This window comes from Streptomyces sp. NPDC002265 (assembly GCF_040296125.1).
Classification (GTDB): Bacteria; Actinomycetota; Actinomycetes; order Streptomycetales; family Streptomycetaceae; genus Streptomyces.
Window position 1 is genome coordinate 1 of record NZ_JBEOWS010000128.1, and the last position, 23,661, is coordinate 23,661.

Annotated in this window: 22 protein-coding genes, 1 tRNA gene and 6 pseudogenes; 13 read left to right on the plus strand and 16 right to left on the minus strand. The window is 70.4% G+C overall.

All coding sequences use genetic code 11. The features are described 5' to 3' along the window. The first annotated feature begins 457 nt into the window (after nt 1–457). Nucleotides 458–643 (plus strand): hypothetical protein, encoded by a 186-nt coding sequence (locus ABT085_RS22460; protein WP_351610606.1) that lies wholly within the window; start codon nt 458–460, stop codon nt 641–643. Between the two features lie 148 nt (nt 644–791). On the opposite strand, the gene ABT085_RS22465 is transcribed toward ABT085_RS22460, so the two are convergent. After that, nucleotides 792–878 (minus strand) — tRNA-Leu (locus tag ABT085_RS22465). Nucleotides 879–880: 2 nt separating this feature from the next. Between ABT085_RS22465 and ABT085_RS22470 the strand changes: the two genes are divergently transcribed. Beyond that, a complete protein-coding gene (locus tag ABT085_RS22470; RefSeq protein WP_351610609.1) occupies nt 881–1,564 on the plus strand; it encodes a hypothetical protein in 684 nt (227 codons plus the stop codon). Between the two features lie 411 nt (nt 1,565–1,975). Here the strand turns inward: ABT085_RS22470 and ABT085_RS22475 are convergent, their stop codons facing one another. After that, nucleotides 1,976–2,425, minus strand: coding sequence for a hypothetical protein (locus tag ABT085_RS22475; protein ID WP_351610611.1), 450 nt, complete (start codon nt 2,423–2,425; stop codon nt 1,976–1,978). Then, nucleotides 2,422–2,904: a DUF6233 domain-containing protein gene (locus tag ABT085_RS22480; RefSeq protein ID WP_351610614.1), complete on the minus strand. Its 483-nt coding sequence runs from the start codon at nt 2,902–2,904 to the stop codon at nt 2,422–2,424. Before ABT085_RS22480 ends, ABT085_RS22475 begins: the two co-directional genes overlap by 4 nt. 126 nt (nt 2,905–3,030) lie before the next feature. Between ABT085_RS22480 and ABT085_RS22485 the strand changes: the two genes are divergently transcribed. The 4 genes and pseudogenes from ABT085_RS22485 (at nt 3,031) to ABT085_RS22500 (ending at nt 5,960) form a co-directional block, all read left to right on the plus strand. Further along, nucleotides 3,031–3,729 carry a hypothetical protein gene (locus ABT085_RS22485; RefSeq protein ID WP_351610616.1) on the plus strand — a complete coding sequence of 233 codons (699 nt, stop codon included), beginning with the start codon at nt 3,031–3,033 and terminating at the stop codon, nt 3,727–3,729. A gap of 482 nt (nt 3,730–4,211) precedes the next feature. After that, a pseudogene (locus ABT085_RS22490) lies at nt 4,212–4,706 on the plus strand (pentapeptide repeat-containing protein); the annotation flags it as partial. Nucleotides 4,707–4,821: 115 nt separating this feature from the next. Next, complete coding sequence (locus ABT085_RS22495) at nt 4,822–5,469, plus strand: hypothetical protein (RefSeq protein WP_351610618.1); 648 nt, start codon at nt 4,822–4,824, stop codon at nt 5,467–5,469. A 137-nt stretch (nt 5,470–5,606) separates the two neighbouring features. Next, nucleotides 5,607–5,960, plus strand: coding sequence for a hypothetical protein (locus ABT085_RS22500; RefSeq protein ID WP_351610620.1), 354 nt, complete (start codon nt 5,607–5,609; stop codon nt 5,958–5,960). A 218-nt stretch (nt 5,961–6,178) separates the two neighbouring features. Here ABT085_RS22500 and ABT085_RS22505 read toward each other — a convergent pair whose 3' ends face one another. The 3 genes from ABT085_RS22505 to ABT085_RS22515 form a co-directional block, all read right to left on the minus strand. Continuing rightward, nucleotides 6,179–6,352: a hypothetical protein gene (locus ABT085_RS22505; protein ID WP_351610623.1), complete on the minus strand. Its 174-nt coding sequence runs from the start codon at nt 6,350–6,352 to the stop codon at nt 6,179–6,181. Between the two features lie 94 nt (nt 6,353–6,446). Next, on the minus strand, nt 6,447–7,022 hold the full coding sequence (locus ABT085_RS22510; RefSeq protein WP_351610626.1) for a permease prefix domain 1-containing protein: 576 nt from the start codon (nt 7,020–7,022) through the stop codon (nt 6,447–6,449). Continuing rightward, a complete protein-coding gene (locus tag ABT085_RS22515) occupies nt 7,004–7,342 on the minus strand; it encodes a PadR family transcriptional regulator (RefSeq protein WP_351610628.1) in 339 nt (112 codons plus the stop codon). Before ABT085_RS22515 ends, ABT085_RS22510 begins: the two co-directional genes overlap by 19 nt. A gap of 93 nt (nt 7,343–7,435) precedes the next feature. Between ABT085_RS22515 and ABT085_RS22520 the strand changes: the two genes are divergently transcribed. From ABT085_RS22520 to ABT085_RS22540, 5 genes and pseudogenes are all read left to right on the plus strand, one after another. Further along, on the plus strand, nt 7,436–7,984 hold the full coding sequence (locus ABT085_RS22520; protein ID WP_351610631.1) for a hypothetical protein: 549 nt from the start codon (nt 7,436–7,438) through the stop codon (nt 7,982–7,984). A gap of 152 nt (nt 7,985–8,136) precedes the next feature. Beyond that, nucleotides 8,137–8,376: a hypothetical protein gene (locus ABT085_RS22525; protein WP_351610633.1), complete on the plus strand. Its 240-nt coding sequence runs from the start codon at nt 8,137–8,139 to the stop codon at nt 8,374–8,376. 196 nt (nt 8,377–8,572) lie between these two features. After that, nucleotides 8,573–8,697, plus strand: a pseudogene (locus ABT085_RS22530) (EamA family transporter); the annotation flags it as partial. 369 nt (nt 8,698–9,066) lie between these two features. Beyond that, nucleotides 9,067–9,306, plus strand: coding sequence for a peptidoglycan-binding domain-containing protein (locus ABT085_RS22535; protein ID WP_351610635.1), 240 nt, complete (start codon nt 9,067–9,069; stop codon nt 9,304–9,306). Between the two features lie 842 nt (nt 9,307–10,148). Continuing rightward, nucleotides 10,149–10,394, plus strand: a pseudogene (locus tag ABT085_RS22540) (IS3 family transposase); the annotation flags it as partial. Between the two features lie 191 nt (nt 10,395–10,585). Here ABT085_RS22540 and ABT085_RS46735 read toward each other — a convergent pair. The 5 genes and pseudogenes from ABT085_RS46735 to ABT085_RS22560 all read right to left on the minus strand — a co-directional run. Then, nucleotides 10,586–10,681, minus strand: a pseudogene (locus ABT085_RS46735) (hypothetical protein); the annotation flags it as partial. Between the two features lie 9 nt (nt 10,682–10,690). Continuing rightward, nucleotides 10,691–13,021: a TOTE conflict system archaeo-eukaryotic primase domain-containing protein gene (locus ABT085_RS22545; RefSeq protein WP_351610638.1), complete on the minus strand. Its 2,331-nt coding sequence runs from the start codon at nt 13,019–13,021 to the stop codon at nt 10,691–10,693. Between the two features lie 620 nt (nt 13,022–13,641). Beyond that, on the minus strand, nt 13,642–14,847 hold the full coding sequence (fxlM, locus tag ABT085_RS22550) for a methyltransferase, FxLD system (protein WP_351610641.1): 1,206 nt from the start codon (nt 14,845–14,847) through the stop codon (nt 13,642–13,644). A gap of 12 nt (nt 14,848–14,859) precedes the next feature. Next, on the minus strand, nt 14,860–16,002 hold the full coding sequence (locus tag ABT085_RS22555) for a lanthionine synthetase C family protein (RefSeq protein ID WP_351610643.1): 1,143 nt from the start codon (nt 16,000–16,002) through the stop codon (nt 14,860–14,862). Continuing rightward, nucleotides 15,999–18,332: a lantibiotic dehydratase gene (locus tag ABT085_RS22560; protein ID WP_351610659.1), complete on the minus strand. Its 2,334-nt coding sequence runs from the start codon at nt 18,330–18,332 to the stop codon at nt 15,999–16,001. Before ABT085_RS22560 ends, ABT085_RS22555 begins: the two co-directional genes overlap by 4 nt. Nucleotides 18,333–18,408: 76 nt before the next feature. Here ABT085_RS22560 and ABT085_RS22565 point away from each other — a divergent pair. After that, a pseudogene (locus tag ABT085_RS22565) lies at nt 18,409–19,566 on the plus strand (IS256 family transposase); the annotation flags it as partial. Nucleotides 19,567–19,767: 201 nt separating this feature from the next. Continuing rightward, nucleotides 19,768–21,051 carry a hypothetical protein gene (locus ABT085_RS22570; protein WP_351610646.1) on the plus strand — a complete coding sequence of 428 codons (1,284 nt, stop codon included), beginning with the start codon at nt 19,768–19,770 and terminating at the stop codon, nt 21,049–21,051. Here the strand turns inward: ABT085_RS22570 and ABT085_RS22575 are convergent. From ABT085_RS22575 to ABT085_RS22595, 5 genes and pseudogenes are all read right to left on the minus strand, one after another. Continuing rightward, nucleotides 21,023–21,799, minus strand: a complete 777-nt coding sequence (locus ABT085_RS22575; protein ID WP_351610649.1) for a lantibiotic dehydratase — start codon at nt 21,797–21,799, stop codon at nt 21,023–21,025. The two genes, ABT085_RS22570 and ABT085_RS22575, sit on opposite strands and share 29 nt — an antisense overlap. 76 nt (nt 21,800–21,875) lie before the next feature. Further along, nucleotides 21,876–22,046 carry an FxLD family lanthipeptide gene (locus tag ABT085_RS22580; RefSeq protein ID WP_351610652.1) on the minus strand — a complete coding sequence of 57 codons (171 nt, stop codon included), beginning with the start codon at nt 22,044–22,046 and terminating at the stop codon, nt 21,876–21,878. Nucleotides 22,047–22,335: 289 nt separating this feature from the next. Beyond that, entirely contained in the window at nt 22,336–22,920 is a 585-nt protein-coding gene (locus ABT085_RS22585) for a hypothetical protein (protein WP_351610654.1), read from the minus strand. After that, nucleotides 22,920–23,318, minus strand: coding sequence for a hypothetical protein (locus ABT085_RS22590; protein ID WP_351610657.1), 399 nt, complete (start codon nt 23,316–23,318; stop codon nt 22,920–22,922). The genes ABT085_RS22585 and ABT085_RS22590 overlap by 1 nt, the downstream gene beginning before the upstream one ends. A gap of 67 nt (nt 23,319–23,385) precedes the next feature. After that, nucleotides 23,386–23,661: pseudogene (locus tag ABT085_RS22595) on the minus strand (hypothetical protein); the annotation flags it as partial.

Sequence of the window (23,661 nt, forward strand, 5' to 3'; positions counted from 1 at the left end):
ACAGGGGGGAAGGGGCCCGGCGGACAGACCCGACCGGGCCGACACCCCTGCCCGAAAGAGCCCCCACCTGCTGTTATTTACGCGTCAGAGTCAAGCTGAGGGTTGCGACAGGGGTTGCGCCTGCTGTTGCGCGGCCTGCAGGACCGGCCTTGTGGCCGCGCAGGTCACCATGCCGTTTTGCCGTGGTCGGCCTGCTGACATCCCCGTTGCGGCTGCCCTGCCCATGTTCCTTGGCTGAAGTGAAGGAGGAAAGGACGGGCGGGATGGGCGGCGCGGCCGCGGCCGCGGATCGGGGCGCGTTCAGCCGGTTGCGCGTCGGCCGGGGCCGCCGTGCCTTGCCGCTGTCAGCCCGGCGGCGGACCAGCACGGAAGCTGCCGGCGTCTCGGTGCTGTCCTTCCGGTGCTGAGCCCCATCAAGGGGTGAGGTGGGAGGGTCCCGCCGGATAAAGGTGTCGCTGTGATCGTCCGATTCCTGGGTGGCCCGCTTGCCGGTCGCGTGTTGGAGACCATCGGCGCCCTGTGGGCCGGGGGCTGGCTCGCGGCCGGTGACGCTGACTGGGGTCTGCACCTCGCCGTGTACCACGACCTGGCGACCGGCATCGTCCTGGCGGAGGCCCGGGTCACCATCCCGCGCCGCAGGTAGCCAGCTCCCAGGCACCTGCTGCAACACCCAACCCGCGTTGTACGTCTGACCTGCGGTGACGGTGCGGAACATCCTTGGGTGGTCCGCAAAGCGCCGCCCGGTTGTTCACGTTGCTTCCGGTAGGCGGGTCCGAGCGTGACACGTGGGGTGGTAGGAGTGGAGGGAGTCGAACCCTCACGCCCGTAAGGGCACCGGGACTTGAATCCGGCGCGTCTGCCTGTTCCGCCACACTCCCTGGTGCCTCACTCCCGGCCCCAGCGAACGGCGGCTGGGGCCGGGATAGGCGAGCAGGGCCCCTTCGACAAGACCCTGGTGCAGGTCGGCGCCCGCCTCCTGATCGGCGGCATGCACGACGTCAGCCCCGAAGAACTCACCCAAGCGTGGAAGAGTGTCTGGACCGGCCCGCCGGAACAACTCGAGCGGATCGCAGCCGCCCACATCGCCGCCGACCAGGCGGGCACCGACCTGCGCGCCCGCTCCCCGCTGGCGGACGGCCTGCGCGGACTGCTGCGCATCCTTGAGACGACGGACGGCCCTGCGCTGTGCGCGGCGGTGCGCGCCTGCACCAGGGCGAGCGGGACGCTGGCGAAGCTGCTGACAGACCGCGTGGACAGCGAGCCGGAGATCCTGACGGAGCTGATGGATGACGTGATGTGGGACCAGTGGGTGCGTGCCGGAGGTCTCGCACCGCAAGGACGGCTCGGCGAGGCCGCGATCGCCCTCAGCACCATCCAGTACCTCGTCGTCCCCGGCTGGGCTGCGGACCTGCAGCGCTACCAAGCCCTCATGGACGCCCTGCTGACCGCACCCGGACCTCCGGCCGGGCAGCCGGCGGGCCGTCCGAACGGCCCGGCCGACGACGCGGCGGACCCTGACACGGGTTCACCGTCCTCGGCCCCCACGACGTCGGCATCCTGCTGACCGGTGTACCGATGCGGCTCAGGGAAGGAATGGCGGACGATCTGGAACACGCTCCCGAAGCGGATCGGGATCCACCAGCGTTACCCAGCGCGCAGCAGGCGGCCTTCCGCCGCCGGTGGGCAGCCGGGCTGCGCCGCGAATGGGGGAACCGTCAGGCTGAAGCGGTCTCGCCCGCCCGCCTCGCGGCCGCCGACCGGGCCCACGCCGCGCTGATGGACGAGGCCCGCCAACAGCAGCGCCGCCCGGAGCAGGCAGGACCGTCCGGGAGCACCCGCCAGGGCCGCGGCCCCGGTACGCCCGGCACGGGCGAGGACGGCGCGGGGACGCCGGCACACCGGGCCTCTCTGGTGTTGCCGGCCAGAGCTGACCGCCGCGCCCGCCAGGTCCCCGTCCGGGAGGGCGCTGTCGCGTCTACTGCGGGTACCCCTGCTCGCCCATGCACTGCTCGAACGTCTTCTCATGCATCGTGGCGCTGAACATGTCGGTGAGGTCGTCGAGGGACTTGTCGCCGCTGTCGCTGTTGCTCGGGTACGCCTGTTCGGCGACGGTCTCGCAGTGGGCGCGAGCCTCGGTCTCGGTGAGCTGTACCTCGGGGACGGTGTCCTGAAGCGTGGTGACGTTCGTCCCGTCCTTGCCGTCTCGGCCTGCCGGGCCCGCCGGACCTCGTAGGCCCGGAAGGCCTGCCGGGCCGGGTGGCCCTGAGGGGCCTGCCGGTCCAGGCGTGGCGCGCTGGGTTTTGAGATCGCTGATCTGAATCTGTTGGGCGACGATTGCCGCCGTCTGCGCGGCAAGAATGGCGGCGAGGACGCCGCCGACTAGGGCGTATCGCCGCGATCTTCGCGGCTCTGATTCGCTGGTCATGTGCCCCCCTCGGTGCGTGAGGGCGAAAGTTTAGACATTCGTGCGAGGCAGCCGAGCCCCGAGTCCGGGCGACACTGCGTGCAGGCAGGGACTCCCCGGACAAGGGCGCGGAGCGCGGTGTCGTGGGCGACGCCGCGGGATTGCCTGCCTGCCATGTGGCAGTGGCCAGCGTGTACGTAGGCGGGCGGACCGTGGCCGATGCGCTGCCTCGATGAGCCAGTTCGGGGCGGGCGGCCGGGCCTGCCGTCCGCGCTCCCGCTCCGCCCGCTGCCGCTCCTCGTCGGCGATCCACCATCGGGTGCCAGTACCTCGTCGTCCCCGGCTGGGCTGCGGACCTGCAGCGCTACCAAGCCCTCATGGACGCCCTGCTGACCGCACCCGGACCTCCGGCGGGGCAGCCGGCGGGCCGGCCGACGACGCGGCGGACCCTGACACGGGTTCACCGTCCTCGATCCCCACGACACGATCGACGTCGGCATCCTGCTGACCGGTCGGCGCAACCGGGCCCGAAAAACGTCTTAGCCCCGGCGACATGATCTTTTCAGATCAGCGGTCCACCGGGGCTTGTCATCCGCCACTATACCGGAATCAGCAGGAGGAAGAACGTGAGCAACACCTTTCCGGCCCCCGACGCCGGGCCGTGGGTGGACGCCTGGCTCAGCCCGGCCCGCTACGGCGTCTACCTGACCGAAGCCGACGGCGACCGCGGCCACGCCCTTCGGCTCTACCAGTGGAACACCGCCCTCTCCTGCGCCGTCCTGCACGACCTCGGCCACCTCGAGGTCGCCCTGCGCAACGCCTACGCAGCAGCCCTCGATGCCACCTGGACCGGGACAGGACACTGGCTGGACGACCCCGCCAGCCCGCTGCGCGCCCCGCTGCTGCGCACCAAGAAGGGCGGACCGCGCGGAACCCGGCGCGTCGACGTGAACGAAAAGCCCCGCAAGGCGATCGACGCCGCCCGCTCCCGCTACGGCCACCATGCCCCGCCCGGGAAAATCATCGCCGACCTGAGCCTGGGCTTGTGGCGGTACCTGTCCTCCTCCGCCCACGAGAAGACCCTATGGGTGCCCCACCTCCACTTCGCCTTCCCGCCGGGCACCGACCGGGCCACGGTGGACCAGGCGATCGGCAACCTCCACGGACTGCGCAACCGCGCCGCCCACTGGGAACCGCTGCTCGCCGCCCCGCTCAAGCACCGGATGGACGAACTGGCCTGGGTAGCAGGACTGCTCAGCCCGCAGCTGGCCGCATACATCGGGCACCACAGCGAGGTGAACACCTTCCTCGCCCGCAGGCCGTGAGCCGGGCGGCGACCACCGCGCCCAAGGGGCGAGAACGTCCTGAACCAGTCCCTGCCCGATGCCGGGACACAGACGGTGCCGCCGCCTCGGGCAGGCATCTCAGGCCGCTGCCGGCTCGCTGGCCGGGGCCACCAGACTGCCTCACCCGGCAGCGGCGGGACTCGCCAGGGGCCGCCCGTCACGGTCGGGTCTGAACTGGTACCGGTCCGGGAAGCGTCCATACCGGCACCCGACACACGCCCCTGGAGCCGCCGCACCATGAGCACACCCTTACCACCCGCCTGGTCCCACTACTGCGGGCCCGGCCACCGACCCAGTCGGCTGCCGCGGCATCCACCTCCCCACCTATACCGCGTGTCTGGCCCACGCGCCGGACACCGAACGGATCGCCTACCTGACCGGTCTGGCCCCCGGCGCCGACATAGACCACCGCGGCACTCCCTTCACCCGAGGCCTGCTGGGAGCCCTCCTTGACGCCCTCCGTGACCCCGCCACCGGCAAACCCCACCTCGGCGCTGCCCGGGGGGTTCACCCAGGGGGAGTTCTCGGATAACGCTGGGTTCGTCGGGGCGCGGTTCTCCGGCGAGGCCCGGTTCGACGGGGCGCGGTTTTCCGGCGAGGCCCGGTTCGACGGGGCGCGGTTTTCCGGCGAGGCCCGGTTTGGCGTGGCGCAGTTCTCCGGCGACGCCCGATTCGACAGGGCGCAGTTCTCCAGCGAGGCCCAGTTTGGCGTGGCGCGGTTTTCCGGCGAGGCCCGGTTCAGCGGGGCGCAGTTCTCCGGCGACGCCGGATTCGGCTGGGCGCAGTTTTCTGGCAACGCCAGGTTCGACAGGGCGTGGTTCTCGGGCGACGCCGGGTTCGACGAGGCGCGGTTCTCCGGCGCTGCCGGGTTCGACGAGGCGCGATTCCGCGGTGAAGCCGGGTTCGACGGGGCGCGGTTCTCCGGTCGCGCTGGTTTCAGCGACGCGCGATTCTTCGGCGACGCTTGGTTCAGCAGCGCATTGTTCTTCGGTGACGCTGGGTTCAGCGGCGCGCGGTTCTCCGGCGAAGCCCGGTTCGGCGTGGCGGGATATTCCGGCGACGCCTGGTTCGTTGGGGCGTGTCAACGGCCAGCCTGTTCCCACCGCAGGCGCGGCGCAGGATTCCCGGCTGTGGCGTCCCAGACCGCACCACACCGACGGCGCCCGCACCCCCGACCCGGAAGACGTCGCCGCCCTGTACCGGCAGCTGCGCAAAGCGTTCGAGGACGGCAAGAACGAACCCGGCGCCGCCGACTTCTACTACGGCGAGTGCGAGATGCGCCGCCACGACCCGACCGGCACCACGAGGGGCGAACGCCGCCTGCTGTGGGGCTACTGGCTGCTGTCCGGTTACGGCCTGCGCGCCTCCCGAGCCTTCACCTGGCTGCTCGCCGCCATGTCCCTGACCGTGCTGCTCCTGATGGGCGTCGGCCTGCCCACCCACGACCCCGACCCCGCCACCACCGGCACCCTCCACGGCAGCAAGATCGCCCTCAACACCAGCACCCCCGATCCCGCCCTGCGCGGCGGATGGCCCCAGCGCATGACCTTCGCCCGGGCCGAGAAAGCCACCCGCGTCGCGATCAACTCGGTGGTCTTCCGCTCCAGCGGGCAAAACCTCACCACCGCCGGCACCTACATCGAGATGATCTCCCGCCTCCTCGAACCCACCCTTCTTGCCCTCGGCGTCCTCGCCATCCGCGGGCGCATCAAACGCTGACCCGCACCCCCGGCTACCAGTAACCCCAACTCAACCTGCCTCCCCGGCCGCACGGCCAGGTCGGCGACGCACGCCTCGATGCGGGCAACACCCTTGAAGGTTCCGCCGCTGTCAGCACCACGCCCTACGCTCCCGCCATGGCGATTCACTTCACGACGTTTGTGATGCCCGGCGCAGCGATGGGCCAGCCGCACGACACCCCGTTCCTCGTCCTCGGAGCCGAGACGGCCGAGGAGATCGACACCATCCCGGCCGTCACCTCGATGCACCGCGTCGGCAACCACGCGATGCTGCTCTGCCACGCAGCGCCGGTCCTGGCCGAGGTCCCGGTGACGGACCTGTGGGGGAAGGTGTCGGCGGAGCAGTACGACGCGCGGGCGAAGGTCGTGGTCGTGCGCGACCCGGTCCCGGCAGACATCACCACGCAGTACGCAGACCTGACCCAGGGGTGCAGGGGCACGACGTACCGGCGTGGATGGGCCGGGTGCTGACCATAGAGCTCCGGTAGTACGTGCGGGACGTGCCGGTGACCGTCGGGCGCAACTCCGGCGACCTGCTCAGCATCGGCATGGACCCGACCGCCCCCACCACCTTCCCGGCCTGGGCGCACCAGGTGCTGCCGCCGCAGGACTGACCCCGGGCGCGACAAGGGGTCCGCAGACCGCGTACCTGGCTGGCTGCGGACCGCGCGGACCTGCGGGCTGCTGGATCAGCCCGCGGGTACGTGGGGGCAGGCCTCGCGCTGCTGGTAGCCGCCCGGCACATCGGTGCCCGCAGCGGCCCAGAACGGGCGGGAGTCGTGGAAGTGGCCGCCCAGGGTGTGCCACGACAGGCCGGGGTTCTCGGCGCGCAGCTGATGACGCTCGTTGAATAATATCCCCACCTCTCGCTGAGATATGGGACAGACCTGCTCGCTGAGATTCCCCGAGCGGGGACAGAACAGCGGTAGGGCAGCAGGCTTTCAGTGTCGGCCTCGGTCAGGTGGACGTGGTCTGCAGTTGTGGCAGGGCTCGCAGCGCGAGGGCAATCCGGCCGGCGCTGGCGGCGGCTGCGGCCGTCGGCAGTAGGGCAACGGTGGGCGCGAGCAGGACGAGGGCGGTCAGCGCGGTCGCGTCGATGAGCACGATGCCGACAGTGGCCGCGATGGCGGCCGTGCGGATCCGCCGGTAGGCGCCGCGCCAGGCCACCACCAGCAGCGTGATGACTGCGAGCAGGACGAGGGGAAGGATCGCGTGGGCGGCGCCCGGCAGGGTCGGCCACAGTCCCGTGGTGAGTAGCGTGGCGGCCCAGCAGCCGCCGACCACCGGGCCGGTGGCCAGCAGCGTGCGGGCGACGCGGCGCCCCGGGGCCATATCGGCGAACGCCGCGATGACCTCGTGCGGGTGGCCGAACTCGGTCAGGGCAGCGGCCGCGGCCTGTTCGGGATCCAGTCCCCGCCTGCGGTGATGGTCGTAGGTTTCGCCGAGGCCGTCGGCGAGCTCGGCGACCACGTCGGCGGGCAGCCGCCCTGCCAGCGTGTCGAGGTAGGTGTCGATCACGTGGGGCGTGGCCATGGCTTGCCTGCCAGGAGTGTGGTGATGACGGCGGAGAACTCCTGCCAGCCGGTGCGCTCGCCGTTCAGCGCGGTGCGGCCAGCCGGGGTGAGGGTGTAGGTCCGGCGTGCGCGCGGGCCTGCGGTGTCCCAGGTTCCTGTGATCAGACCCTGCTGCTCCAGGCGGCGCAATGCGGGGTAGATCGTGCCGGTGGGCAGGTCGATCCGGCCGTCCGAGCCCGCGCGCAGGGCCTCCTTGACCGAGTAGCCGTGCCGGGGGCCGTCTTCGAGCGTGGCCAGTAGCAGTGCGTCCAGGTGGCCTTTGAGTACTTCCGCCCTCATAGGTAGTGACGCTACTCGTCGAGGGCTTCTTTCGCCAGGCTCATAGGCGTAGCGTCGCCCTATAGGTAGCAAGGCTACATATGGAGGGTCGGGATGGACGTGCTCGGGATCCACGTGCCGGAGGACTCGCCGGTGTTTCTGGCGTTCCTGTCGGTGCATGTGCTCGCGGCGATGGTGGCCGTGGTCGCCGGCAGCGGGGCGGCGCTGGTGCGGCGTAAGGGGCGCGGCCGGCACACCCGCTTCGGATCGGCGTACTTCTGGGCCATCTGCGTCGTCTTCGCATCCGCGGCGGCGCTGGCCAGCATGCGGCTACGGGAGGACTGGAAGCTGCTGGCCATCGGTGCGGTTGCGTTCGCCGGTGCCTTCGTGGGGCGGTGGGTCCGGCGACGGTACTGGTCCGGCGACACGGCTCATATCGTCGGCATGGGCGGTTCGTTCGTCGCGATGCTGACCGCGTTCTACGTGGACAACGGGCGGCAGTTGCCGGTGTGGGACCGGCTGCCCACGGTCGCGTACTGGCTTCTACCTGCCGCCGTGGGCGGGCCACTCATCTGGCGCGCCGTGCGGCGGGCCGGGCGTGCCGAATCCGTCGGAGCGGGGGACGGTCGTGAGCCGCGCGTCGGTCGAGCCTCATCAGGGTAGCCTCGCCCGCCCGTTCGGCCCGCCCTGTGCCCGATTCGAACTGACCGAGTCGGGCGCAGGCATATGTCACGGATCGGGGCGCACCGGTTACGCACAGCGCCTGCGGTCGGTCACCATGGGCAGCAGGCAGGCATACGCGAGGGGCGGCAAGGATGGTGGCCAAGCGGTACCGGTGCGACGACTGCGGCGGCACGTCGAACCTGTGCTTCACGGACGGCATGCTGTGGCGCGAGACGCAGCGTCACCGGCTGCTGGAGCACGCCGGCCTGCGCCTGGACGGCGAGCGCGTCATCGACGTGCCGGTCGCCCGGCTGGTGGACGTCCCGCGCGGCCAGGCCATCGCCACGGTGGTCCTGTTCTCCTTGCTGGTCGCCTGGGCGCTGCTGCGCTGACCCCTCCCCCAGGCGCGACACAGGATTGCACCCCTGCTGGGCGCGGCCCGGACATTGCCGCCACCAGCCGGTCCGACGAAACTCGCAGACCGGCGTGTCGAGCACTCGGTTTGCCCACCAGTCGTTGGTGGCCCCGCTGGCCCGCTGGCCCGCTGGCCCGCTGGCCCGCTGGCCCCGCTGGCCCCGACCGCCCGTGCTGCGCGAGTGCTCCACCATCGTGGGCGCGGCCATCGCGCGGACTTCTTCAAGGAACGCCTCGGAGCCCCGAGAGTCCCGGGCCTGATGGTGGCGGGCGTCGGCCTAATGCTGCACGCGGGGTGAACGTCGCCCGCCGGGCGCCGATGGCGTCGCTGAAGGGATCGCCGGGCAGGGGGTGATCGCCCCGACTCCCGCCCCTGAGTGGGGTGTTGATCACTCAAATGTACGATGTTCCCTGGATGGCCGAGATCCATCGTCGTTTGGGATGTCACGGGGGCGTCCCGGACTCCTTTCTTCACCCCGTTCAGGAGCGCTCTCATGAAGCGTCGCGTCACTGCTCTGGGCACCACGGTTCTGTCTGTTACCGCCTTGATCGGCTTCGCCCCGACAGCGAGTGCGTCCGTCCCTACCTGTACGACGGATCGGCAGGTCTCGGTAGGTGGCTACGGAACCTGGGTGCCGGTGTCGTCCACCGGCTCGGTGGACTGTGTCATGCGCCAGCAGTCGGGGTTCAATGACGGAACCTATGACCTCCAGGTTTCGCTCCGTCGGTGCGACGGCGCCAACGGCCTTGAAGAGGACGGCTACTACGGCCCTGCCACGGCCCAGGCGGTGCGGGACTTCCAGGCCCGGGTCGGCATCCCCGTGGACGGCGTCTACGGTCCCCAGACGCGTAGGGCCATGTACTGGAACGCCAACGTGGCCCCCCAGACGATCTGCAACAAGTTCTGATCGACTGATCCGACCCGGGCTCCCGGCCTGCGGCCCGTGAAGCCGGGCGCCGACGGTTCCGCTATCGGCGCCCGGCGTGCCACGCCCGGCGCTGGATCTGGCCGGCCCGTCGCACAAGATGCCGCGGCCCGGGCCGTCCGCGAACTGCGCAAGTGTCGAGAAGCGCCTCCGCGCCCGGTAGCCTCTGCGGGCCGCAAAAACCCGATCGCGTCAGCGTCCCGGCGCGCCAGGCCGAGGATGCCGCCCTGGCGGAGGGTGCCCCGCCGGCCGCCGGTGGGACAACTGCTCTGTCGTGGCGGGGTGGTGAAGCTGAGGGCAGCCTGATCCGGGTGATGCCGGGGAGGGTGGCAAGCGGCCCTGACAAAGCCGGGACGTGCCAGCACTGCCAGATGGTGCGGGTCCGGCGAGCGAGGTGGAAAGGAGTACGCGAGGAACCGTCGTCATTACGTCCCTCAATGCGAGACCGGCTCGAACCTGGCGGATCTGGGCCGGGAACGGCGCGCAACCGCCGCCGGAGGCGGCGGGGAACTCCTTGGGTGGTTTGTCTCTGCTGTCCGGGAGGCCACGGGGAAGGCCCACGGCGTACTCATGGCGATGCCGCAGGGATGCAGACGGGCTCCTCCTCCACCGAGCGGACCACAGTGAACACGGGAACCATCCGGTCTCAACTCCCGCAGCCGGGCCTCCAGTCCGTGGAGCGGGACAGGCGCATCGACCGCTGAACGGGCCGGATGGGACGGAGCCGTCGTAGTACTCCGAGCCGGGGAGAGCCCGGCACATGGGGAAGGACGGCAGCGGAATGCGAGAAGAGTTGGAGGCTGCAATGCCGAAAGATGCGGTGAGACGAACTGGTGAGGAGCCGCTTCCAGTTCGTCGACGACCACCGGGACGCCTTCGAGGTGAAGCGGCTCTGCGAGGTCCTGGAGGTGAACAGGTCCAGCTACTACAAGTGGCTGGCCGGCCGCGAGGCCAGAACTGCCCGGCAGCGGGCCGACCAGTGCCTGGCCGCGAGGATTCGCGAGGTCCACGCGGAATCCGGCGGCGCCTACGGCTCCCCGAGGGTGACCGCCGAGCTCAGGGAGACGGGCCCGCCGCGCGTGTATCGCCGGCCGCCCACCGGGTTTGACCGCCGGGACCAGCGGACAGAGGATCTCCCACTCCGGATCAGACAGATCCGTCGAGTAACGGGAACGCAGCCCGCACACCCCAGCCCCCGAGAGCGCGTCGCCCCACCCCGCTACCAGGCGACTTACCCGCTGACGGGCTTTTCAGACGCCCTCTATGTAGTAGGTGGGTTCGTGGCCGGGTGGGTGGCGTACCAGGCGTCCCAGATGTCTGCGCGGAGCCTGCCGCGCGGTGGTACGTCCATGCCCTGTTCGCGGGCTCAGGCCCGTACCTCCGCCACGCTCGGCGCCACGGCCGAAGGGTGTGGCGGACGGGCGGCGGGGGCAGGAGCGCGGGGTGGTGCCGGCGGGAGATTCTCGGGGGCGGTCGTGGTGAATCCGCGGCGTTCGAGGATGCGGCGGCGTTTGTGGTGCATGCGCTCCAGGAGGGGGACGTCTGCGTCGAGGTAGTCATGGGCCTCGACGTGGGATTTCCTGGCTTCGGTGTTTCGCATGATTCGGCCGACCTGCTGGATGACGCGTCCCTTGAACGAGATGGGGCTGGTCAGGAAGAGCGTGTCGAGACGCGGTGCGTCGAAGCCCTCGCCGGCGAGCTTGTCGATCGCCAGGAGCACCAGAGGCTCATTGTGCTCCTCGGACAGGAGAGAACGGACCTGGGCGCGTTCGGCCGGCGGCATGCCGCCGTGCAGGATCAGCGGGGTGACGCCGTGTGGTTGGAGTGCTTCGGCGAGCTGGTGGAGGTGTTCGACGCGGTTGGTCAGGGCCAGGCTGCACCGGCCGCGCCTGGCGGCGTCGGCGATGTCTGCCGCGATCAGCTGATTGCGGTCCGTGGTGTTGGCGAGTTCGTTGTAGATGGCTTGGATGGACGCGCCGTCGGTGCCCGGCTCGTCGGTGGTGAAGGTGGTGGGGTGCACGACGAGGTGCTTGGCGAAGGTGCTGGTGTCTTCGATCTCGTGGCGGATCGGCCCGCATAGCATGGTGATCACTGGGTCCATCTGGTCCGCGCGGTAGGGGGTCGCCGACAGACCGACCCACCGCAGCGCCTTCGCTCTGCGGATCGCGGCTTCGGCGCCGGGCGCCCCCACGGCGTGGCACTCGTCCACGATGACCAGTCCGTAGCCGTCGAGTAGGTCGTCTGGGGCGTCGCGGTGGGACAGTGTCTGGAGCATGATCAGGTCGACGATGTGGCCGCGACGGTCCTTGCCACCGCCGAGTGAGCCGACCTGCCTGTCGCCCAAGTCCAGGAAGGCGGCCAGCCGCTCCTTCCACTGGGCCAGCAGCTCTGCCCGGTTCACGATCACCGCGGTCGGGGTGCGGTGGTGGGCGATCAGGGCGCAGGCCATGACGGTCTTGCCGGAGCCGGGCGGCGCGACCAGGGTGCCCGCCGGGTGCTCGGCCATCGCTTCCACGGCCGCCTGCTGGGTGGCGGTCAGCTTGCCGGTGAAGTGGGCGGTGATCGGCGGGGGTTCGGGCAGGTCGCTGGCGATGGTGAGGGTGCCGCCGGCAGTGGTGATGAGCTGGGTGGCCTCGTGTGTCAGGCCGCGGGGCAGTTTGAGCCAGTCGGGATCGGAGGCGTTGAAGCAGCAGACGAGGCGGGGGGTGTTGAAGGTGGAGAAGCGCTGGTTCTGCTTGCGGTAGAACTCCGGGTTGTGGAACGACGCCGCGTGCTTGAGCGCGGCCAGCAGTTGCGGCGGCAGTCCGGTCGTGGAGATCGCCAGCATCGCCGAGAGTTGGGCCTCCACTCGCGCGGGCGCCTTGCCGAGGGCTTTGCGGCGGGGCTTGGGCCCCAGCTCCGGGGCGGTCGGGGATGGGCCGGCCTTGACGGGGCCGAGTTTGTCGGCGAGCGCCTCGACGTCGGCCGGAGACAGGCGCTCGGTGTGCGAGAGGTGGGCGAACTGGTCCGGATACGGCTGCCAGGTGTCGGGGTCCACGAAGACGGTGGTGCCCCTGGCCCGGGAGACCCCGTGCAGCGGCAGCGCGATCAGGTTGCCGAACCGGAAGCTGCCCTTCGCCTGGGTTGGCAGGAAGTCCTGCGCAGGGAAGAGCCGGTCATAGCTGGACAGCGCCATTTGCCCGCGGGCGTCGATTGCACGGCGCAGCAGCGCCATCCCCAGCGCGCGGGCGGTGGCCGCAGCGACGGGAGCGGCGAAGAACGTCCAGGCGTGCGCCCCCTTTCCGGAGCGGGAGATCTCGAGCAGGGCGGGGACGCCTGCCTCGTGGCAGGCCGTGACGTAGGCGGTGGCGTCGGCGCGCCAGTCGCTGCCGTCCTTGCCGTCGAAGTCGCACGCCAACAGGCGGCAGGTGTCGTCGGCCAACAGCGGATACAGGCCGATGTGCAGCTCGCTGCGGCCCTGCCGGGTCGGATCGAGGTGGCGGTAGACGGCCTCGTCGGTCAGCGGCCAGAACACCCGGACCTCTTCGGCCTTGCTCTTGTCAAACGGGTTGTCCTCGGCCGGGCTCCAGCCGGTCCGGCCGGACTTGGCGCTCACCCACCGCTTGGCGTAAACGTCCTCGCGGCCTGCGAAGAGGGCCCTGAACAGGGCGATCTTCGCCTCGGCGCTGGAGGAGGCATCCGCATACGGCAGGCTCACAGGCCCCCGTGGGCGGCGGGACCGCGACCGGCTCGGGAAATGACGGAATGGCGGCGGGAGTGGCCTGGACATCGTGGCCCCGAAGGCTATGCAGCCGCGCGTTGTCGGCTCTCAGCCAGGCGATTTCCTCGCGCAGTTGAGCGTTCTCCTCCAACGCCACGTCGAGACGGATGCGCAACTCGTCGGGATCGAAGCAGTCGGACCAATTCTCCACGCTCCCATGATCCAGACTGCGCGTGCGTCACGCAGCGAAAGCAGTCAGGTTTCCCTCTCCCGGCGCCTGGGGGCCACTCGGATCTCGGACGGGGTCTGTCGGCGATGCCGAGGATCTCGGTGGCTTCGCGCAGGAAGTCGTGTCCGTGTGGGGTGGGGGCGAGGGGGGCGGAGCGGTCGATGATGCAGAACCTGGCAGCCTTTTCGACTTTCGTGATGCGTTGTCTGAGGGCGCCGTCGCGTCCGTCGTAGATGGCCCGGGCTGCGGCGGCGATGCTGGGATGGCCGGGGACTTGGACGATGGTTTGCAGCCGGTCGAGTGCGGTGAGGGATGCGGTCACGGCCTGCATGGCTGGGGAGAGGGTCCAGGGCAGGTCGAGAAATCCGATGGCGTTGTAGCGGTGGCTTCAATAGGTCAGTGTGAGCCGGCTTTCTGGTTTGCTGATGACATGTCCCGAGCCGGTTGCCGCGTCGGATTGCGAGGGGGTGATGGTGAGGCGGGGGAGGGTGGTGCGGGCGGTGCCCCAGGCCTCGATGTGCGCGATGAGGTCCTGGGCGAGTTGTTGGGCGTGTGGTCCGTATGCGGCTGCGCCGAGCTGGTGGGACCGCTGGGGGTCGGCGGGGTCGCGGCGCACGATCAGGTAGGCGAGGCTGTCCCCGTCGACCAGGACCGGACTGCGCACGGGCACCGCGGGGCGCGGGAGGAGTTCCTGGGCCAGCGCATCGGGCATGACTTGGAGGCGGCAGATGCGGTCGTCGGTGGCGGTGGCGCGCAGCCACACGCCGTCGAAGGACTCCTCGCTGCCGACACACTGTGCGGACATGACTTCGATCCCGGCGGTGCTGCTCAGACTGGCGCCGAGCGCACGGGCGTCCACGGCCTGGTCTGCGTCGTGGATGACCCGGATCGTGTTGTCGGCGTTGAGCGGCGTTGTCTTTTCGCCGTCCTGTCCGATGACGGGGACGAAGCCACACAACTGCATGCTTTCGGAGACGAGGGTGTCGGCGTGGCGGGTGAGGGCGACGGAGCGGGTCTGGCCGCGCCAGCGCAGTGGCAGGACGAGGCGGCTGCCTTCGCCGAGTTGCTGCCACCATGCGGTGGGTAGGTCCCACAGGCCGACGGCGGCGAGCATCCGGTCGTAGGGGGCGTTCTCTGGCGCGCCGGTCAGCCCGTCGCGTTCCATTACATGGACGTGCTGGTAGCCAGCGTGGTCGAGCATGGTCCGTGCGTGCAGGGCGACGTCGGAGTCGATGTCGATGGTGGTGACGTGTCCGTGGTGGCCGGTGAGTTCGGCGAGGAGTGCGGCGTTGTAGCCGGTGCCGGCGCCGATCTCGAGGATGTCGTCGCCGGGCCGGACGTCGAGTTGGTTGAGCATGGTGGCGACGATGGACGGCACGGATGCGCAGGACAGGGGTAGGGCTCCGCCGAGGGGGTTGTCCTTGATGGTCACGGCCTGGTCGGCGTAGGCCTCGTGGAGGTCGATGCCGGGCAGGAATGCCTCCCGGGGCACGGTGCGTAGGGCCCGTTCGACGGCGGTGCTCAGGGGCGTGTCGTGGCGGATCGCATCGACGAGGCGGTTGCGTAGCTGGTCGGCGGTGGGGGTCTGGCTCACTGGGTCGGCCTTTCAGTTCACAAGGAGGCATGTCTCCCACCCCAGGTCAGGGGGGCGGGGAGCGTCGAGGGTGTGCAGCGTGAGCAGAACGCCGGCGCTGCCGGTCAGCAGGCCGGCGTTCTCGGGTATCTCGTGCCGCACGAGGCGCGCGTCGAGGTGTGTATGCAGTGCGGGTAGTTCGTCGGCGATGGCGGGGGTCTGGGCGTCGGTGGCGATGCGGTCGCAGGTCAGCAGCAGTCCGGCCCAGCCGTGGCAGAGCGTGGTGTCCTCGATCTGGGACAGGCGCCCGTGGTCGGTGAGGGAGCCGAGCACGATGTGTTCGGCGAACCGGCGGGCGGGTTCGTTGCGGCGGGTGAGCGCGGCGAGCTGGAGGGCACGGCCGATGCCGGGGGTGCCGTAGCACCAGGAAGGGCGTCCTGGTGATCGGCCGGCGGCCGGCCCTGCCTCGAACTCGTGCAGCGTGAGGACTTCGGGCCATCCCAGGACGTTGTCGTCGGCGGGCTGCGCCCACGTGGTGAGGAAGCCGATGCCTTCGTCGAGCGCTTGGTCCTGGCCGTCCACGGTGATGCCGGCGCGGCCGGCCAGGGCGAGGAGAGCGATCGGGCCGGCGATGCCGTGCGCGATACCGAAGTTGGCGTGCCCGGCAGCGAAGGTGCCGTCTTCCGGGAGGCCGCGCGGCCCGTCGGCTGTCCACCAGCCGGGGACGTGTCGGCCGGTCACGGTGAGCGGCTCGGTGAGCAGCCGGACGAGGTAGCGCAGGACCCGTTCGAGTCCGGTCTGCCGCTCGCGCCGCAGCAGGCAGGCGCCGAGCCCGGTGAGTCCGCTGATCAGGTCGTACTCGGCCATGCGGGGCGGATGGCCGCTGTCGATGCGGCGTTGCGCTGTGTCGAGGCGGGTGGCGGTGATCGCGATGGTCTCGGCATCGAGGCGGGCGAGTGTGCGTGAGGCGGACGAGGGTTTGGCGAAGTGCAGGGCGTAGGCGACGGCGGGCGCGCCCCGGTACAGGCCGGCGTCGTCGGGATGCCCGGCCAGCGGCTGGGCGGTGACAGCGCACACGGCAGCGCGGGCAGCGGTCCAGGTGCCGTGTGTGTGGGCGGCCACCATCTCGTACAGGGCGTCTCCGGCGAGGCCGCCGCCGAGGTCGTCGTGCCTCATCCGTCCTCCTGTGCGGTCAGGGACCGGCAGGCCTGGCGTGCGGCGTGCCGGGAGGCGGCCTCGCTGGCGCGGTCGGGGCCTGCCATCCGGTTGTGGTGCATGTGCAGGAGGGATTCGAGGACCTGGCCGAGATGCCGGTCGTCGACGTGAGGCCGGTAGTGGCCCAGTGCCGAGCGGCGTTGTGCCAGGGCTGAAGCCAGCCGGTGGGACCCATGGAGCAGCGGGTGGGCGCGCACCTGGCGGACGGTGGTTCGGGTGACGTCGGGGCGTTGCTTGCCGTCTGGTGGCGTGGCGGCCATCCGGGCCCAGCCTTCGCGGGTGCCGAGGAATCCCTCCGCCAGGTCGATCATGGAGAGGGCGCACAACACTTCCCGCTCCATGCGGGGCAGGTCGGTGAGTGCGTAGCGGGCCACCTGGCTGTCCGCGACGAACACCGCTTCGGCTGCTTCCATCGCGCAGCCTGTGCCGTAGCGGCCGACTTCGGGCCGGTAGGCGTCGATGACGAGGTGGGAGGCGAGCCGGTCGGCGGTCAGCCGCTCACTCCAGCCGGCGACCGTCTCCAGGGCGCTGCTGCCGGCGGGCAGACGTAGCCGCAGATGGTCGCTTTCGTGCAGTGACCGGTAGCGCACGAACCACGCATCGGATGTACCGAGGTCCTCGAGCAGGCCAGGCAGGCGGTGCGTGATGATGTGGTCCATCGCCGTGGGGTGGGTGAACACCTTCGCCTGCAGCCACCGTCCCCTGCCGCCGGGGTGTGGCAGGTCCCGGTTCGTGACCAGGGGCGCACCGGTCAGGTCCGGGTGCGGCATCTGCGGGCCGGCGGTGGCGAGCGGCATCGTGATCTCGTGTGCGTGGCCGATCCACCCCAGGTCGCCGTCCGGCGCGCTCTCGGCGAGGACCGCCACTTGGTGGCGCTGCAGGTGGCGGTGGATCAGGCGTGCGTGGAGCGGTTCAGCCACATCGAGGCTCATGGCCTGGTCGTCGTCGTGGAGATCGAGACGTGCCGGGCAACGCCACGTGGCCGCCCAGTCTCTCAGCGCCTGGTGCCACTGCGGTGTGAAGGCTCCGGCCGGCAGCTCGGCCGCGGCAAGCTTCCAGCGTGCGGGGGCCAGAATCGTACGGCGGTAGCGGATGCGGGGCAGGAACGGCAGGGCGACGGCGGCCGGGCCCCAGTCGAACGCCGTCCAGGCGGTGACGGACCCACGAGCGAGCATGGCGAGGAACCGGGCCAGGGGCGGCGCCTGCTTCTCCAGCGCGAGCGGGTGAAGGACGAGCGGCTCGACGACACGCCGCCGCGAGACGCTGACCAGGTGCAGCATTCGGCCGGTGCAGAACACGGCGAGGTCGTCGACGTCGATGACGTCGTCGGCCGGGGTGCGGTGCTCACCCACGCTGAGCACGTGGGGCAGCACCGCGGGGATCCGGGCGACGTTCTCCCCGTGCGGGAAGACGGGCGTGAAGGAGAGCTGTGCGGGCAGAGCTCCTCGGACCATGGTGGGCAGTGTGGAGTACAGCTCTGACAGCCCGGTCCCCAGCAGGGCGGTGAACCGCCCGGACAGAGCGCCCGCAGTCCATGCGGGACGCGCCTCGAGCAGGAAGTCGCCGCGGTCCAGGGCGCTCGAACTGGCGGACCGGATCCGGATCGCCAACTCGACATGCGGCGCCACCGGCCCGACCCCGGCCCCATCAGCGCCGGCCTCGGCGGCCGTCAGGTCGTCGACGTCCGTGTCCGTGAGCACGATCTCACGGGCACCGGTCACGGCCGCGCCCATGGCCTTCGCCGCGAGCTTCTCGTCACGGGCCAGCACGGCGGGCGGTGTCTGCGGCCACAACGACAGGGGGTAGCCGGCCGGGTAGCCGACGCCGGCGGCCAGATCGGCGGCATCACGCACGGGAACGAGGACGCCGGCACCGTAGCGCTCCCAGAAGTGCGTGGCGTAGGCAGCCCAGGCGGGGGACCCGACGCGGGCACGGGTCAGACGGACGAGCGCGTTCGCGGCGCGCTCCGCCTCGTCCAGGACATGGCAGGGAACCCGTACCTGGGCATCGAGGTGCAGGTCGAGAGAGATACGGCTGCGGCTCGCGGCCGGGGCGAACCGCATCAGATCGTCTGCCGCCTCACGTAACGAGCGCGCGGCCGCGCCAGAAACTTGGTTGTGCTTGCACAGAAGCTGCCCGGCCCTGGCAAGTTGCGCCAGGACGTCCCGGGTGCCCGGTGTGAGCTCCTCGAGGTGAGCGCGGAGCGTGCGCACGAGAGCAATGCTCAGAACTTGTGGATCGGCTCGGGTGGATGCTCTGCGGAGTGCTGAGGGCGTACCTCCCCGGGTGATCGACTCATGGTCACCGAGTAGGCCCGCGTTGTAGCGCGGGCTGGGAAGGCACGCCCGTGCTCAGCGTAGTCAACGACTGGAGGCGGAGGTGGACCAGTACATAGCCGAACTCACCGGTCAGCGTGACGAGGCTGGCCGCCGACTGGTGGTTCGCAACGGCCGGCATCGGCCGAGGACGGTGAGCACGGCCGCCGGGCCCATCGAGGTGGCCGCGCCGCGTGTGAACGACAAGCGGGTCGACGAGGGGACGGGTGAGCGGCAGCGGTTCTCCTCGAGGATCCTCGCGCCGTGGTGCCGGAAGTCCCCGAAGATCAGTGAGGTGTTGCCGTTGCTCTATCTCCATGGCCTGTCCTCGGGTGACTTCGTGCCCGCGATGGAGCAGTTCCTGGGCTCGGCGGCCGGTCTGTCGCCGGCCACGGTGACCCGGCTGACGAAGCAGTGGACCGCCGATCATGCCGCCTTCCAGGCTCGTGACCTGGTGGAATCCGACTATGTCTATGTGTGGGCCGATGGCATCCACCCCAAGGTCCGCTTGTCCGAGGCACACTCCTGCCTCCTGGTCCTGATGGGCGTCCGTGTCGACGGTGCCAAGGAACTGATCGCGATCGCCGAGGGCCTGCGCGAGTCCACCGAGTCCTGGGCGGACCTGCTGCGCGACTGCCGACGGCGCGGGATGCACGACCCGATGCTCGTTGTCGGCGACGGCGCGATGGGACTGTGGCGAGCCCTGGCGGAGGTGTTTCCGCAGGCCAGGCACCAGAGGTGTTGGGTTCACAAAACCCGCAATGTCATGAACGCGCTGCCGAAGTCCGCGCAGCCTGGCGCGAAGAAGGCCCTGCAGGAGATCTACAACGCTGAGGACCGGGCGCACGCTGAGAAGGCGGTCACCGTGTTCGAGAAGACGTACGGCGCGAAGTGGCCCAAGGCCGTCGCGAAGATCACCGCCGATGTGGCGGAGCTGCTGGCGTTCTACGACTTCCCCGCCGAGCACTGGGTCCATCTGCGGACGACGAACCCCATCGAGTCGACCTTCAGCACGGTGAGGCTCCGGACCAAGGTCACCCGTGGCGCCGGCAGCCCGACCGCGGCCCTCGCGATGGTCTTCAAGCTCGTGGAGTCCGCCCAGGCCCGCTGGCGAGCGGTCACCGCGCCCCACCTCGTCGCCCTCGTCCGATCCGGCGCCCGCTTCCGTAACGGCCACCTCGTCGAACAAGACGAGACCCTCGCAGCATGAACCACACCAACTGATGCACAAGCCTCGACCATTGCCAGCGCCCACACCTCGTTGCGCCGGTGGAGCCCACTTCAAGGCGAGGCGCCCGTTCCCGTCCCCGTCCCCGGGGAGGGGTGCCGCCAGCCGCTGTCTGACGGCGTTCTTCTGCTGCCTCGCATCGGCGGGCCGGTCAGGGAGCGCTGATGTGACAGGCTTACTGGCATGCCGAAGAGTCGTGGCCGCCGTAAGTCCTCCGGCGGCAAGAAGCAGCACAAGCCGGTCCGTCGTTCACCACTGCCCTTGCGACTGTCGGACCAGGTGATGCGTGATGCCCGGCGCCACTTCGGCGGCAACGACGAGCTGCTGACGGCGGAGGCATGGGCCAGCAGCTGGCTCGGCCGGGCGTGGCTGGAGGCCCCGCTCACCGAGCGGGAGCCCGAGCAGCGGCTGTGCCTGGAAGTGACAGGCCGGGCCTCGACCACACCATCCCCGGCAGGCCTTGCCGCCGTGGCAGCGATGGAAAGGGTGGCGCCCGTAGACAGCCGGCCGATGCTGGCCGGCACCGTAGGCATCCTCGCCGAGACCCAGCCGCTGCCCGCCTGGCACACGTCCGCAGGCCATCACCCGGTCCGGGCCTGGCGCGCGGTGGACGTCTGGGGCAGCGAACGTGTGCTGTTCATCGCCTACGACGGGCCCACCCCGCATACCCTGATGGCCCAGATCATCGAGACCGGCGGCACCATGGTCGACAAACTCGGCCTTCTCCTCCCTGACGCCGCCACCGCCTGGTCCGGCATGCGGGACGACGACGACATCCCCATGCCCCTGACCGACTACGACGTGTCCGCGGCCCTCGCCGATCTCGCCGGGGCCCTGCGCATGACGGACATGACCTGGCCCCGACACGATGACGGAGACTTCGTCGAGCTACGGGCACTGGCCTGGGCACGCTGCCGCGACCACCTACCCGACTGGCCCGAACACGAGCCGCTGCCCGACACCGAACGCGCCCGTCTCCTGAACGCGTTCACCACCACCGCCACTCACAACACCGACCCGGAAACAGCCGACACCATCCGGTCACTGGCCGAGCTGTTCCTCGACTACGGCGAGGGCTATATCACCGTCGGCCCCCTGGCCTGGAGCCCCGGCCACGCAGCCCTCTTCCTCGCCGACTGGCTACCCCGCAAAGCCGTTCTCGATCACGACCAACGCGCCCTCTTGCCCGACGCCCTCAAGCGATGGGTGGACTTCGCCCTCACCGAACGCGGCATCGAACCCCGCTGGATCACCCCCGTCATCGAGGCCGTCGACCTCCACCTGTCCGACTTCCAGGACGCCTTCGACGACCACACCGCCTGGGGCCCCGCCAAGCAGATCGCCACACTCCTCACCAGCCGCGGCATCGACCCCAACGACCAAGACGCCGTCGACAACGCCATCCGCACCCTCAACGCCGAACGACTCGCCCGGCAACTCACCCAACCCCCCATCCACAACTCTTGACAATTCCTCTGCGCACGATGTGCCCCGCGGGATCGTCCTCCGTCATCGGCGCCGTGAGGCTGCTGATCAGGTAGCCGTCGGCGAGGGCCTGTCCGAGCAGGCGTTGGGCCTGGCCGAGGGTGCCTCCGGCGTCGAGGAGAAGCCGCAGCAGCTCCCGGCCGCAGGCGATTTCTTCTGCTGCCTGTAGGACAACGGACAGGGGGCGACTGATCCTGGCCGTGGCGATGCGGCCGCCCGAGCGCGGCATGCTGATGGTGTCGCCGCGCCGGAACGCCAGCGTGTTGACCTGCACAGTCAGGTGAGGCAGTACGTCGGCGCGGCCTTCCAGGTCTTTGCGGACGTGGTCGACCCACAGGGTGTCCGGGCGGGCGACGGCCCGGTGAGCCGTACCGATCGTGGCGCAGGCGCCACCCACGCCGGCCAGGGCGACCCCGGCGAACAGACCGAACGGTGTCGGCCGCCCGGTCGCCCGCAGCAGATAACCGGCAACGGAACACGTGGCCTTGCCAATCCGCTTCGGTTCGATGTCGTCGCCGCCGAGAATCCGTTCCACGTAGTCGACCAGACGCGGGGACGCTGCCCGCAGCGAGGTGACGAACGTGTCGTCGTCCCACACGCGCTGCAGCCACTGGGAGCAGGCGTCCGAAGAATCAATGGCGGGCCAGCCGGCGGGGCGGGCCGTAGCGGGCAGGGCAGCAGCGCGCAGGACCAACACGTCGCCGAACCGCCGGTAGACCGGTCGAGCCACGGTGTCCCTCCTTCCTCCCTCAGGGGTGCGCGGGTACGGGCGGGCAGGGCCGCCCGCACCCGCGCGGGGTTGCTGGTCAGCTCGACGTGCAGGACGACGCACAGGTCTTCTTGCATCCGTCGCTGGTGTCGCACATCTCGATGACCGGCGTCGGAGTGGCCGTGATCGTGGTGTGCAGCTCCCACTCGTCCTCGAAGAGCGGATCCTCGGCCGTCTCGGAAGCGAGTGGCACAGCGGCTTGAGCCATGGCTGGTACTCCTTGATGAGGTGACCGCCCGTAGGACAAAGGGGGCGGAGGGGCCCGCAGGACCCCCGTTGCGACCTGCTGGTAGCGGTCGTGCAGATCACAACGCGAGCACCGCGAAAACGAGGGGCTTGTGCCTGCGCCAGCACCGCGTGTCCTGCGCGCCGGCCGGCCTGGCCTTCCGCACCTGTTTGGGGCCTGGCTCAACCGGCCCGGTGCAGGCGTTGTCCCCGGTACAGCACCGCTACAGGGGTGGTACGCAAGGGGGCCGCGGCGCTGCCGTACGGGCAGATCAGGTGATGGTGCACAGGATGTTCGCGAGGATCTCCTCGTGCGGGGCGGGGCCTGGCTGGAACCGGTCGAGGAAGTCGCGCAGGGGCGTCGGCGGCACGAGTCGGTCGCCACGGCACTGGCGCAGCCAGTACGGCCCCGGAGCCTCCGTCTGCGTCATCGGCGGCAGAGCGAGCTGGTGCGGTCTGCCCAGGCACATGGCGTACCGGTGCGGTGCCCAGGTCTCGCTGGTCCCCGGAGGCACGAGCCAGATGAGCCACTGCCGTGCCGGGTTCTCGATTACCGGACCGCAGGCGTCGATCTGCCCGTCGCTGGTGTGCTGGACCTGGTCCAGGAGCCTGACCACGGCGTACGCCTCGGGGCAGGACGCGGTGACGACGATGTCGAAGAACCGGCCGCCCAGCGGTAATCGGAGTACCCGGCCCTGCTGGAGATCCATCAGGCTACGCACCCGTGCGGCGAGGTCGCCCATGTCCGGGGCGACATCGTCCGCCGTGATGGCCCAGTCGCCCGGTATGAAGTCCACGCCGGTCACCGGCGCGGGTCCACCCGGGATCGCGGCACGCTGGGGAAGCGGTGTGCGCATCACGCCGCCCCCTTCCCGGTAGCGGGGAGCAAGGCCTGCACGGTCGTGCCCACGACCACGTCATAGATGTCCCAGGCCAGGCGGCTGTGCCGGTGGGTCACCCGCCACAGTCCCGCGTGCACGCCCCGCGGTGCACCGGACCGGTTCGCGACGCCCTCGAGGCCCAGGCAGAAGCCCGGCTCGCTTTTGACGAGCTGGACCTTGTCCACCCCGACCGTGGCGGCCGCGCTGATGACGGACGTCCAGCCTTCGGTGCTCGTGCTGTCGTGGCCTTCGGCAGGACCGGCCTTGGCGTAGCAGAGCTTGGGGAAGGTGAGCCAGCGCCGGTCGGTGATCTCCGGTTCAAGGAACTGCAGCGCCGCGAACGGGCGGGCAGGGGATTCGGAAGCGACGGACACGTGGTGTCTCCTGATGACGGTTGGGGAGTTTCTGCGCTGTGGTCGGGCCTGGCGAGCCGCTTGCTGTTCAGGCTCCTGTGCCGGTCGGTGCGCCTGCCCGGTGACGGGCGCGTCCGAGGTCGTCGAGGCCGATGACGGTGTAGGCGCGCAGGCGGCGGATGAGTTGGGAGGCGAGGTACCAGCGCAGGCCGGGATGCCCGTACGGCAGTGCCTCTCTGCCGTCGGCAGGTAAGGCGCGCAGGCCGCCGTCGGCGTACTGGTAGGGCGTGCCGATCACTCCGTAGAGCGGGGCGCTCTGGACGAGGAACACGGTGGGGCGGCCTTGGAGGTGAGGGCACTGTTC

Bases quoted from the DNA above. Each gene is read 5' to 3' on its own strand.
- ABT085_RS22555 (WP_351610643.1), bottom strand. From the start codon at position 16,002: ATGAGGCACGACGACCTCGGCGGCGGCCTCGCCGGAGACGCCCTGTAC.
- ABT085_RS22500 (WP_351610620.1), top strand. From the start codon at position 5,607: ATGGCGATTCACTTCACGACGTTTGTGATGCCCGGCGCAGCGATGGGC.
- ABT085_RS22475 (WP_351610611.1), bottom strand. From the start codon at position 2,425: ATGACCAGCGAATCAGAGCCGCGAAGATCGCGGCGATACGCCCTAGTC.
- ABT085_RS22520 (WP_351610631.1), top strand. From the start codon at position 7,436: ATGGACGTGCTCGGGATCCACGTGCCGGAGGACTCGCCGGTGTTTCTG.
- ABT085_RS22515 (WP_351610628.1), bottom strand. From the start codon at position 7,342: ATGAGGGCGGAAGTACTCAAAGGCCACCTGGACGCACTGCTACTGGCC.
- ABT085_RS22525 (WP_351610633.1), top strand. From the start codon at position 8,137: ATGGTGGCCAAGCGGTACCGGTGCGACGACTGCGGCGGCACGTCGAAC.
- ABT085_RS22580 (WP_351610652.1), bottom strand. From the start codon at position 22,046: ATGGCTCAAGCCGCTGTGCCACTCGCTTCCGAGACGGCCGAGGATCCG.
- ABT085_RS22535 (WP_351610635.1), top strand. From the start codon at position 9,067: ATGCGCCAGCAGTCGGGGTTCAATGACGGAACCTATGACCTCCAGGTT.
- ABT085_RS22585 (WP_351610654.1), bottom strand. From the start codon at position 22,920: ATGCGCACACCGCTTCCCCAGCGTGCCGCGATCCCGGGTGGACCCGCG.
- ABT085_RS22480 (WP_351610614.1), bottom strand. From the start codon at position 2,904: ATGCCGACGTCGATCGTGTCGTGGGGATCGAGGACGGTGAACCCGTGT.
- ABT085_RS22510 (WP_351610626.1), bottom strand. From the start codon at position 7,022: ATGGCCACGCCCCACGTGATCGACACCTACCTCGACACGCTGGCAGGG.
- ABT085_RS22570 (WP_351610646.1), top strand. From the start codon at position 19,768: ATGCCGAAGAGTCGTGGCCGCCGTAAGTCCTCCGGCGGCAAGAAGCAG.